This is a genomic window from Deltaproteobacteria bacterium, assembly GCA_018668695.1.
In the GTDB taxonomy this organism is placed as follows: Bacteria; Myxococcota; XYA12-FULL-58-9; order XYA12-FULL-58-9; family JABJBS01; genus JABJBS01.
Map to the genome: position 1 here is coordinate 1 of JABJBS010000316.1, position 12,136 is coordinate 12,136.

The 12,136-nt window shown below is 49.8% G+C and carries 10 protein-coding genes; 9 read left to right on the top strand and 1 reads right to left on the bottom strand.

Going from position 1 to position 12,136, the window contains the following annotated elements; translation table 11 throughout:
- Positions 1-352: 352 nt before the first annotated feature.
- The 7 genes from HOK28_17420 (at position 353) to HOK28_17450 (ending at position 8,067) form a co-directional block, all read left to right on the top strand.
- Positions 353-2,560, top strand: coding sequence for a hypothetical protein (locus HOK28_17420; GenBank protein ID MBT6434881.1), 2,208 nt, complete (start codon positions 353-355; stop codon positions 2,558-2,560).
- A gap of 330 nt (positions 2,561-2,890) precedes the next feature.
- Positions 2,891-3,346 (top strand): hypothetical protein, encoded by a 456-nt coding sequence (locus HOK28_17425; GenBank protein MBT6434882.1) that lies wholly within the window; start codon positions 2,891-2,893, stop codon positions 3,344-3,346.
- A gap of 178 nt (positions 3,347-3,524) precedes the next feature.
- Positions 3,525-5,060, top strand: a complete 1,536-nt coding sequence (locus tag HOK28_17430) for a DUF2330 domain-containing protein (protein ID MBT6434883.1) — start codon at positions 3,525-3,527, stop codon at positions 5,058-5,060.
- Between the two features lie 50 nt (positions 5,061-5,110).
- Entirely contained in the window at positions 5,111-6,226 is a 1,116-nt protein-coding gene (locus tag HOK28_17435) for a Rieske 2Fe-2S domain-containing protein (GenBank protein MBT6434884.1), read from the top strand.
- Entirely contained in the window at positions 6,198-6,986 is a 789-nt protein-coding gene (locus tag HOK28_17440) for a hypothetical protein (protein MBT6434885.1), read from the top strand. Before HOK28_17435 ends, HOK28_17440 begins: the two co-directional genes overlap by 29 nt.
- A 38-nt stretch (positions 6,987-7,024) precedes the next feature.
- Entirely contained in the window at positions 7,025-7,318 is a 294-nt protein-coding gene (locus tag HOK28_17445; protein ID MBT6434886.1) for a hypothetical protein, read from the top strand.
- Between the two features lie 20 nt (positions 7,319-7,338).
- On the top strand, positions 7,339-8,067 hold the full coding sequence (locus HOK28_17450; GenBank protein ID MBT6434887.1) for a hypothetical protein: 729 nt from the start codon (positions 7,339-7,341) through the stop codon (positions 8,065-8,067).
- Position 8,068: 1 nt separating this feature from the next.
- Here HOK28_17450 and HOK28_17455 read toward each other — a convergent pair whose 3' ends face one another.
- A complete protein-coding gene (locus HOK28_17455; GenBank protein ID MBT6434888.1) occupies positions 8,069-8,974 on the bottom strand; it encodes a cation transporter in 906 nt (301 codons plus the stop codon).
- Between the two features lie 174 nt (positions 8,975-9,148).
- On the opposite strand from HOK28_17455, the gene HOK28_17460 reads away from it, so the two are divergent.
- A complete protein-coding gene (locus tag HOK28_17460) occupies positions 9,149-10,654 on the top strand; it encodes a DUF2330 domain-containing protein (protein ID MBT6434889.1) in 1,506 nt (501 codons plus the stop codon).
- A 42-nt stretch (positions 10,655-10,696) separates the two neighbouring features.
- Positions 10,697-12,136 (top strand): hypothetical protein (locus tag HOK28_17465; GenBank protein ID MBT6434890.1); only part of this gene is annotated, 1,440 nt, incomplete at its 3' end.

Genomic DNA, 12,136 nt, shown 5'->3' on the forward strand with positions numbered 1-12,136 from the left:
ACGTTGTAGACGACACCATGAAGAGCCGACGCTTAAACCGATGTGTTACGCGTAATGTAAGCAAGTGGACATTCCCTACGCCACAAGACGGCAAAGTAACGATTTACTCTCCCTACGTTTTAAACCCAATGGCTGGCTAATTCCCCTAAATCGAGCTGGTAAAAAGAGGAAAGGGGCGTTAAGCCCCTTTTTTCGTGTCTAAATACCCGTCTTGTTTTAGAAATCCACGAAGCTGGTTTAGCGTCTTTGTTGTGTTAGCACCCGTCCATGCGATACTTTCATATCTAGATTTGCTTGAATTTTAGTCACCCCATGTTTGGGGTTGAAGCGCTGTTGGGTCTAAAGAATGGTCATGACGTCCTACCAATGGGTTATTTTCCTGACATTCTTATCGTCTTACACGATTCGTACCGCTGTAACCTGTTTTGCTCTCGAATTGATTATCAGTAACTACGGCTCTGAACGGCTTGGTTCCGCTTACTCGATGGCAGCAGTCATAACGGTGAGCGCTGTTGTATTGATGTCGGTTGCCAGTAAACGTTACCCGGCGATTATGCGATTCTTGTTTCTGCACGGTATCCTTGCTCTCGTTGCGGCAACTTGTCTCGTGATTGAAAACCCCGCCATTCAGGCTCAGCTTGCATTCTTTTGCATTGTGGGATTCGGTTTACTTATTTACTTCAGTAACTGGTCAGTTGCTTTGGCGTATATTAGTCCCTTTGAATCTAAGCGCCTTTTTCCCTGGATGGGAATGGCTGCGCAGATCGGTGTTTTCTGTGGCTCGATTCTCGCCATGCTTTCCAACTTGGGTTTTCCCAAAGAATATTATTTCCCAGCTTGGTTCTTGATTGAGTGCGGCGTGATTGCCTTGGCTCTGAGTTTGACGAGAACCGAGGAAAGCAAAGAAAACTCCGCATTTTTCTTCCTAGATGACGAAGAGGATGAAGATGGGCCAAAAGAGGAAGAGGAAAAATTAGGAATTATTGATTTGTTTCGGCAATACCAACTTCTGCCGAGAATGAGTTTGTGGATCTTTCTATGGGGATTTACCTACACGGCTTTCTTGAGTTTGGTAGCAGCAGAGTTTCAGGCTTCGGGGGCTAACTTAACCGCCTTGTACGGCATGCTGGCTTTGAGTGGCTCGGCCTTGGGCTCGTTGGTGAGTGCTTTTGTTTTTCCAATCTTGGTTAGATTGGTACGACTGGGTTCGGTTTTGTTGGTGTGCAGTGGCTTGGCCAGTATCGTTGGCTTTGCCTACATCTCTTTTCGAACCTTTGTGGTGGCGGTGGTTGTTTATCTCTGCTTCGAGCTTTCCGCAGCAAGCTTTAAGGCTCTTGCGGTGAACACAGAGATTGGCCTTTATCCCGAGCGCTACCGTGATCAGATTCGCCTATTTGGCGAGATCTTGCCTCAATCTTTGGGGGCAGCCCTCGTTGGTCTTGCCATTGCAGGCTTTACTAAATTCACGGCCGGGGTGCTTGGGGTGGCTCTCTTATTTTTAATGGTTGCTGCGTTTCGGGCCCGTGAGGGTTTCAACAAGGAAGTCATCTCTTTGCTAAAGACGGGCGATGAGGAAGAGCGCCGTAATGCGACCGCACTTTACGATCGCTTAGAACATCAGGACGAATACGAGCATTTTCTTTACCAGCTCCTCGAGGGTGATGACTTGGCGACCCGGATTAATATCTTGAAGACATTTGCCTCGCTGAAGACGAGTAAGCCACTTCCAGATATTTTAAACTTATTAACGCCCGAGGTAGATGCTTCGTTGAGAATTGCGATTTTGCGTTATGTGGACGAGCTGAACTTCAAGGACTTCGACCCATTTTTGCAGTTCCGAACCATCGAAATGCTTAAAGACATATGTTTGAACAGCTTTTCGAACGTGGCTCGGGCGATGGCTATCAAGACGTTTGTTCAGCATGCCGCACCAGAGGCTTCCGTGAAGTTTGTGATGCAAGAACTTGAATCGGAAGATGACCGTATTGTCGCGAATGCGATTGATGGTTTAAGGCACATGTCTTACCCAGGTGTTGTCAGTATACTCATGCCCTATCTTAAGCACGAGACACCTCGAATTCGAGCCAATGCGATTGTTTCTCTATGGGCTTATCCCAAGTCTCGTTTTCAAGTGAAGGCAGCGTTGACCACGATGCTCTACTCAGAAAACTTAGGGCATAAAATCAGTGCGATATATGCTGTTGGAAAAGTGGGGGATACGAGCTTTCTTGAGTATCTCGAGAAACAGCTCGACTCAGGTAACCCAAGCCTGCATCGAATATCACTTATCTCGCTGCTTCAGCTTGGCGTTGAGGAACACGTTGACGAAGTTGTGGAACTCATTTTGGGTGATGATGAAGGCCAAGCCATCAATACTTGTTACCTCTCGGTCAGCTTGAGTTCAGAGCTCCTTAATGAGGGAATCATCGCGAGCATTTTTTATCGCGGTGGAGATGCCAGACGCCTCGCGATTACACGCTACACCCGCTGTGGTGCTTTCTGCCGTGAGCAGCTCGAGCTGCTTTCTGGGCAGGTTATGGCCGCTCAAAGTACAATCTGATCGATTGACGTTTCGCGTTATGTATTCGGTTGTAGGTTTAGTGTTGCAATTGTAGGTAATCCTATTACTCTATAACATTCGCCAAGGGGATTTGGGGAGAAGCAAAGGTTGTAGTGCTCGTAAGCTACGCGGCTTTTTCACCAGAACAATTCGTATTTCGATTCTGGTTATAAAGTGGAGATTGCTCTGAAGGTACGTTGCTGCGTTTCAGTAATGTATCTTTGACCGCGTTGTTGATGAGGCTTCAATCGCCGTTTCTGGGGGACTGAATTTGGATGTAAAGACTACGTCGCGTCTTCGCATCCCAGACCCGGATCTGGAGGATCTACCATGGCTTCTGCTCTTAAATTTCTCTTCGTCGTCCTTCTTTCTCTCGTATTCACCGGTTGCTACGCGCCGGATGTGGTCGAGGTCTCGGCAAAGCTTTCGTCTCAATGCGGTTTATCGCCGAGCGGACCAGCCTGCGTGACCACTGAAGACGCAGCGGTTCTGAATCACCTGTGGGAGCGTTTCATTCTCAGTGAAGTTACCTCGCCGGAGGTGGAGTCTTGTGTGCTGGCTTTAGAGTGCGGCTCTGATGCTGGAGCGATGGACTTAAGCGATGGCGCTTTGGTTCAAGAGTTGGACGCCTGTGTAAACGCTGATGCTGAGTCTAAGAACCCAGGGTGTATGTGGGGATGCCTTTCAGATTTCTTTTCCTGTACGCCGTCCGAGGGCCAAGCCTGTGACATTGAATTTGTCGATGAATGCATGGATACACGTGAACTCTGTGAGCATCGTTGCTGATCTCAACCCCTGTATACACATGTATACAAGTCAACCTCTGGCTACTCTTTTTCTTTTCCTCTCAAGGCAGGCATCTTTAATAACATAGTCTTTTCGACGGCTTACTGGTTTGTGTTCAGATGTGAATATTGGCACAATTGGTGCTTATCCATAGGGTGAACCTAAGAGGAGACCTTTGATGAGCTTCAAACAGACAATCTCGACGACATTGAAAAGCTGTGCTTGGCTGGTCTTATTAAGCACATTTGGATGGGCGAGTTCCGCTGCGGCATTTTGCGGTTTTTATGTAGCAGGTGGCGAGAGCACTTTATTTAACGATGCCACGCAGGTGGCTATGATGCGGTCTGGGACGACTACGGTCCTTTCCATGCAGAACAACTATCAAGGTCCGCCTGAGAACTTCGCGATGGTCATACCGGTCCCGGTAGTTTTACAAGAGACGTCGGTGAAGACCCTTCCTGTTTCTCTCTTTCAAAAGATGGATCAACTTTCTGCCCCCCGTTTGGTCGAGTATTGGGAGCAAGACCCTTGCTACGTACAGCCCCCAGATGAGGGACGGGATATGCTTAATTCTGCGACGATGGACTCAGCGGAAGCTGATAGCGGTGGCGGCGGCGGCGTTCAGGTAGAGGCTGAGTTTAGCGTCGGTGAGTACGATATTGTGGTGCTTAGCACCAACGACGCAACCGCACTTGATACGTGGTTACAAGACAACGACTATTCTATTCCAGAGGGCGCTTCGCCATACTTTGAACCCTACGTGCAAGAGGGCATGTATTTTTTCGTTGCTAAGGTTGATATTACAAAGGTGACGATGAACGGCGAACAGGCGGTACTGTCTCCGATCCGGTTTCATTATGATGCAGAGACTTTTTCTCTCCCGGTACGGCTTGGGCTAATCAACTCACAAGGTGAGCAAGACCTCATTGTTTACACGCTTGGTCAGGGGCAACGATATGAGCTTGCCAACCGAGAGAACGTGTTCATCCCAACCAATATTGAAGTCGTGAATGATGTTCGAGAAGATTTCGGTGGATTTTACCGCACACTCTTTGATGCCACTCTGGAGTATTCACCGAACGCTGCGGTGACCGAGTACTCCTGGGATGCTTCAACTTGTGACCCTTGTCCGGGTCCAACTTTGGATTCTCAAGACCTACTCACACTTGGTGCTGATGTAGCGACTGATGGCCAACTTTGGGGTTGGACGTTGACTCGCCTTCACATGCGTTACTCTGCAGAAACTCTCGGCGATGATTTGGTATTTGCAGAGGCTGGGCCAGTTGTGGGCGGACGAGAGCTCTACAACGACTCGGGTGAACTTGAAGAAACAGCGAGCTTTGCCAATTTTAATAACTTCCAGGGCCGTTACATAATTCGCCACCGCTGGAATCTACCCATCACTTGTGAGCTACCGGTGTTTGGCCGTTGGGGAGGCCCTCCTGGAGGCGAGAGTTCTTCAGATACCCAAACGTCTCAAAGCCCAAACACAACAGGTGAATCAGATGCAGCAAGTACAGGCTCTTATGGGCTCGGAGGGGCATCAGAAGCTTTAAGCGACCTTGTGCGCGATGATGTTCCTGAGATTGGGGTAGCGTCGTCTTCAGGCTGCGCATGCTCGTCCACCTCAAGTGGTGCTGCCGGTTTTCTCTTTATCGCGGCGTTCCTCATGGGAATTTGGCGTTCGTTTATTAGGCGTCGATTATTTAGCTAATTGGCAAGGGCCTCGCGAATTCGATACGCTTCCTTCAGAAGAGGAGTGATATGCGCAAGGCCCCGACCGATGGCCATACCCGGTTTGAAAACCTAGGGACTCAGCCTTTAAAAACCCATAGGGTTTTTAATAACCCTGACGTGGTTCCAGAGGGCTGGTACCCCGTTTGCTCTTCAAAGCATCTCAAAAAGGGAAAAGCAGACTCCTTTCTCCTTACCTTTCAACGCGTATGTGTGTACCGAACCCATGAAGGCGACCTGGCCGCTTTAGATGCGTTTTGTCCACACATGGGTGCAGACCTTGCCAACGGCCGTGTCGTCGATGGCCAAATTGAATGTTATTTTCATCAATGGCGTTACGGTAAAGATGGAGAATTGACGGGAAGTCGCTGCGGTGTTGCTCCAAGACTGGCAGCGGTTCAGTCTTGGCCGGTGGAAGAGGCCTACGGGTATATCTGGGTCTACTCTGCGCCCGAGGCGCCTTATCCTGTACCCAAGCCATCTGGGCTCGAAAACGAAGAGGTCAGTGGCTGGTGTGTGGCGAATTTGGTTCTCTATGCTCACCACCATGTCATGATGGTGGGCGGAATCGATTTGCAGCATTTTGCGACGGTCCACAATATCGAGATTGATTTTGAATTAGAGGTTGATGAACACAGTCAGTACATGGCAACTTGGAAACTTGATGGAACGGTACCCAAGAAAGGCTGGCGAGGGACATTGGCCAATTGGTTGCTCGGTGGGCGGGTCAATTACCATGCTCGAGTAGCTGGAGGATCTATTGTCTCTCTTACCTATGGTCCAGATTTAAAGGTTCCTTATTTGGGTTGGAAAGTCCCGCCGCTTTATGTGCTTTGGGGCTGCACGGCTGATGAAAATGGCATTGGTCATGTGCAGGTTTTTGCCGTTGCGAAAAATAAAAAGGGCTTCACAGGCTGGCTCAGTACCCAGCTGAAGCTCTTTGCGACGGTTCTTCTATTAGGTGTGCTTAAAGATGATGATGAAAAAGCATTTCCTTTCATGCGTTTCAATATAGGACGACTTGTTAAAGAGGATGCTTGCTTAAGCCGTATGGTGAAGTTTCTAAACGGCTTGCCCATTTCCAAATGGTCCAAACGTCAACTTACGGAGGGTTCCCATGGGGAGGATTCGCAAGCTGACGCTTGAGGAGTGGTTTTTAGACTATCAATTGGATGCTATTTGGAATGGTTATTGTCACCTCGGTTTTCATCTGGACATCGACGTTACGAAACTGGTTCGAGCTGCGGCTGACCGCGGCGTTCACTTTTCCCCGACTGCCGTCATGATACGAGCCATTGGCTTGATGGCCACCGAGAAGCCAGCGGCCAACCGGGTGATGCTGCGTTCGCTCATGGGACCGCGGATGCTTGAGCTTGATACCATCGGTGTGAACCTGCCGGTGATGGTTGCCAACAATGGTGACCCTTTTCTCTCGGGTATGGTGATTAAGAATCCCCACAAGCGCGGTGTGCCAGAAATACAGGCTGAGATAGGTGCATACGCTCAGGGAGATTTGTTGGATAAACCCATCGGCCGCTTTATCAAGACCAGAAAAAACACTTGGTACAATCGCTTGGCGTTGAGGATGCTCCATTTCATGGCTTACCGAGTTCCATCGCTTTATTTGAAATACGAGGCGGGCGGTTTTTCGGCTTCCTCTGTAATTCGCGGAGATGCCCAGCACCTTCTTAACCGTGGCCAAGCCTATGGTCATACGGCGAGTACGTTTTGTTTGATTGGTATGAACAAAACGCAGGATGGCCGAGAGATGATGATGGTGGGCGGCGGTTTGAATCATTCGGTGATGTCTGGCGGTGAATTTCAAGAGCTTTGCAACGTCTTAAGCCGGATATTGAGCCAGGGGGATTTAGAGGATTTTTACCCTGAGCTGGCTAATGAGACTTGAACCTATGAGCTTGAACTCGGCTTAAAGATATCAACAAAGTGAGACAAATGAAGCTCAGCAAATTGACTTGGTTTGTTTTGGTGATGCTTTTGCCAATCCAAGCGTTAGCTCATGGTCCAGTTTTGGAAATGATGGCTGGCTTCGGTACTTTTACAGTGGGTATTGTCGCGGTTTTAGTTTTGGCACTGACGTCGATAATAAAAATCCCTAAAGAAACGGGTAAAGAAGAGCGGCGACGTAAAATGGTGAGGGCGCTTACTTTTTTCGCCGGGAATGTATTGGTAATTTTTGCTTTGGTGTCGGCATTCTTTTTTATATGGGTTCAATCGTAATATTTTCGTTGAGGATGATTATGCTAATTACAGACACTAAGAATTTGGTGTGGTTTCGTAAGCTATTTTTGCCTTTGGTCGTTTCACTTTATTGCAGCGGCTGCGTGATCATTCCCTATGTGGTCCCGCCGCTAAAGGTTCAAGGCCAGGGCGGTATGGCCGTGGGCGAGCTCTACGGCTCGGAAGATTTTCAGGCGGATGACTTCAGTCCTGTGATTGGTTCTTCGAATATTCGGGTGGGAGCCTTTCCTCTTGGTTTTTCCGAGAGCATGTTGGAACGCAATTACGACTTTGGCGTGGGGTACTTGCACGAGCGGCTTTTGTTGTCTGAGAGTACGGGGCGCAGCGACCGGCAATTTAATGGTGGTTATCTCGAAGGCAATTATTGGTTTTACACCGACTCTGACGAGTCCACAGCTCTGCGCATCGGTCTGGTCGTCAATGCTGACTACCTCCAGGAGCTTGATTCCTTAAACCATACCACCGGGCATGGTTTTGGCTTTTTTACCGGGCTTGGCGTGGAATGGGTTGGAACCACCGAGGGCTTTTTTCTGGGAGCTGATGATGGAAACGCGAGCAGCTCTGAACCTATGATTATCACCGGTGTTGGTAAAGGTGAGCTGGGGATCGGTTTGGTGGCGGGTACCAGTTACCGGCAAATTGGAGCCGAACCCTTTTGGACGTTTACGGTTGGGCTTAGCTTGAGGCTACCGGCTGCAGCTGGCTTGATCTTCGTTTTTGACGACTGATTCAGTCTCGAACATCCGGCTCGAAAAATGACCAGAGAATCTGAGGGAATTTCTCTTTCATCGCTGCTTCACAGCGGTTGATGGCTTCTGCCACGGCGTCCGATGATGGAAGTGGCTTCATTTGTGCTTTGGTGGCCACCATTAAATCGCTACCAAGTTGCATGGTGAGTAGATTAAACACTTTTTCTACGTCATCCTGGCTCTCGATGAACTCTCGAATTTCTTTTTCAATATGAGGCTCAGCACTTTGTCCAATCAGGAGCGCCATGATTTCTTTGGCGATGAAGAAGGCGACAATCACGAGCAAGACACCAATGCCGATACTTCCAACGGCATCCCAAATAGGGTTACCGGTGACCATCGCCAGTGAGACTGCAACGAGGGCGAAGCTAAGCCCGCAAATAGCAGCAGCGTCTTCTCCTAGAATTACAATGAGTTCGCTTCTTCGGCTTTCTCGAAACCAGGTCCAAAGAGAGCGGTCACCGCGTTCCTTATTGACCTCTCGGATGCAGCCCGCCAAGGCGGCGCCTTCTACGAAGATACCAAAGATAAGAACGCCGATGGCGATCCAGGGCTTATTCAGCGGTTCGGTGGAGTCGAGTTTGTGGATGCCCTCATAGATGGAAAACAATCCGCCCATGCTAAAAAGCATCAAGGCTACGATGAATGACCAGAAATAGATGGCTCGTCCGTATCCCAGTGGGTGGTCGGGGCTTGGGGCTTTTTTTGAGTGCTTGAGCCCATAGAGGAGCAGCCCTTGGTTGCCGCAGTCGGCCAACGAGTGGATTGCCTCCGCAAGCATAGATCCTGACGATGTAATGAAAGCTGCTACACCTTTGGCGACCGCAATGGCAAAGTTGGCTCCCAGTGCGAGAAAAATAGACTTGGTTGAGTTGGCGCCGGCCATTGTTATCTCCTGGGGCTGTGAGCTTCGGTTTTTACCCAATATTGAACGCTTTGGCTATAGATCACGGCATTGGTTGCGCTATGATAAAGTCGCCGTTAACCTGCCGTATCCATTCACCTTGGGGTTCTGATGACACGCTCTAACTCAGTTTTATCTACTATTCTATCGCTGGCTATGGCTTGTGGAGCATTCGGCTATGCTCCTGCCGCTCAAGCTTTCTGCGGATTTTATGTCGCTGGCGGTGAAAGCAGCCTCTTTAACGACGCAACACAAGCAGTGCTGATGAGAGCCGGACAAAGAACCGTTTTGTCGATGCAGAATAATTATCAGGGGCCACCTGAGAATTTTGCCATGGTCGTTCCAGTCCCAACGGTTTTGCAGCAAGAGAATGTTCGAACGCTCTCGGCCGAACTGTTTGCGAAAATAGACACACTCTCTGCGCCGCGCCTCGTGGAGTATTGGGAAATGGACCCCTGTGAAACGCGCTATTACGATGACGATATGGACGCGATGCCCGAGAGTGGCGCCGTGGACGATGCTTCTGACGGAGGCGAGGTAACTGTTGAAGCTGAATTTGCCGTAGGCGAATACGATATTGTAATTCTCAGCACCAATGACTCAACGGCACTGGCGGGTTGGCTTACAGATAATGAATACAGCATTCCAGAAGGTGCAGGGCCTTACCTTGAGCCTTACGTTCAAAACGGAATGTATTTCTTTGTTGCGCGGGTTAACGCGGAAGAAGTCACGATGAATGAGGGCAATGCAGTTCTTTCGCCTCTTCGATTTTATTATGACTCAAACGAATTCAGCCTTCCGGTTCGGCTTGGTCTGATTAACTCTCAAGGGGACCAAGACCTTATCGTTTACACTTTGGGATTGGGGCAGCGCTATGAAGTGGCCAACCGAACCAACGTGACCATTCCCACAAATATTGAGGTGGTCGATGAGGTGCGCAACGACTTTGGTAGCTTTTACCGAACGCTTTTTGATGAAACTGTCGCATTGAATCCAGGCGCCGCTGTCACGGAGTATTCATGGGATGCTTCCACATGCGATCCCTGTCCAGGGCCGACTCTAGACCGCGATGATTTTGCAACGCTGGGTGCAGATGTCATAGATGCCGACCCTTGGGCCAATTGGACATTGACTCGTATGCACCTGCGTTACAGCTCGGATACACTGGGTGATGACTTGGTTTTCAGTGAGGCTGAGCCCATCGTGGGCGGCCGTGAGCGTTACAACGACCAGACGCTGGAGGTTGGCTCAACGCCAGCGAGCTACAACAATTTCCAAGGCCGCTACATCATCCGCCATGCTTGGACAGAGCCGGTAACCTGCGAGGAGCCGGTCTACGGCCGCTGGGGTGGTCCAGGTGGAGCAGAGAATCCCGGGCAACCTCAAGGCGCGACAAGTCCTAACACCGAGGGTGATGCATCATCGGCTGATGAAGGGTCTGGAGATACGACATTGCCATCTGACGATATCGCTGACTTAGTTGCTCAGGACATTCCTGAAATCAACGTGGAAGCAAGTGGGCGGTTCGTGGGTGAAGATGGAGCGGGTGACAACGATGACGGTGGCTGTGGTTGTCAAAGCACAGATCCGGTGAGCCTTGGGCTATTGGTCTTGTTTGGCCTTTGGGTGACTCTGCGCCGACGTAAACCTTCACAGGTATAAATCGAGAATTTAGTTAAACATTAGGGAAGAGGGAGATTAGTTATGTCAGCACCAATTGGATCCAATCCAAATCCGGCCGCGATTCCAGTGAATCCAGCGGCGATTCCACAGGCGTCACAAGCACCGGCCCAAGCGGCCACAGCGCAAGCAAGCGGTCCCGTGGATGGTTATGAGAACATCACGCCGCCCATTGATCAGGTTTTACAAAACCTAGGCCTACAATCTGCTGGTCAGGGCTCCATGCCGAATTTATCGGCAACTCAGATGGCGCAGCTTTCAAGCATCGCGCAGCAATTGACCACAGCCTCAAGCGACCAATTACAAACAGACTTTGCGGCGATGATTCAAAGCGGTCCAAGCATCAACTATCAAGATGTTAACGCACTGGTGCAGCAAGTGTTGCGGGAAGCTTATGGCCAAAATACGGAAGACCTCCGGATGTATGCGGAGAAGGTTAAAGACTTCAATAAACAAAAAGAAATGGTGCGAGATCACCTGAGCGATTTGAGAAAGTTTAATACCGGTGCCCGTGAGCACGGGGTGTCCATTGGTATTACGGATTTCGATGATAGCAGTACTTGGTCCGCAGAGCAGGTGGGGCAAATGAATGCCTACTTTGCATCGAACTCTAGTAATGGTGTGAGCGCGGCTGCTTATACGATGGCGCACAATCAATCCGCAGAACAGTGTGTGGAGCGGGCGCAGGGGCTTATCGACACGGCATATGGTTGTGACTTACCGCCAGAGATCAGCAGTGAATTGACGAAGGCACTTGAGTCGAAAGATCCGCAACAAATTCATGGGGCACTTACCCTGGTTGCCGGCTATTTGAGTTACCTTGGTGATTGCAGTGTGAAGGATGGTGAGTTTGGAGCAGGGCAGGGCTACGACGATGTTCACAACATCACCGATAACCCAAGCTACGAAGATTTCCAGCATTATATGACAGGTGAGGAAAACGCGACGGCTCGAACCAACTTGGCGGCCGGTGATGTGGAGCTGATTGAAGCGGCCTTCGGTGTTGACTTGGGCATCTCTGGTAGCTCCAGTGTTCAGGATGTGGTGAATGCCGCGATGAACCCCGTAAACGATAAGTGGGCCCACGAGATTCTTCATGACAGCAATAAGAGTTCAGCGGAGATCAATGCAGATTTGGCTACCAATGGACCCACCGGTGCCATGGCCCTCGAGATATTTGGTTCTACGCAGGCAGCGGTCCAAGCTTATTGGGGCGGCCCGCTCGATTCAACAGATCCTGATACCAAAATGAGAATGGAACTCGGTATGTCGAATGGAGTGCCGGGGCCGGGCTGTTCAACAGTGGCTCAAGTAGAAGACCAGATTCAAACTTGGGAAGACAAGCTCAACAGCATCGGCGATGATGCGCAGCTGGCAAATGTTGACTTACAGAATATGCTGCAGAAGCAGCAGCAGACGCTGCAAATGATGAGTAATATTTCTAAGGCTCTTCACGATACCGCG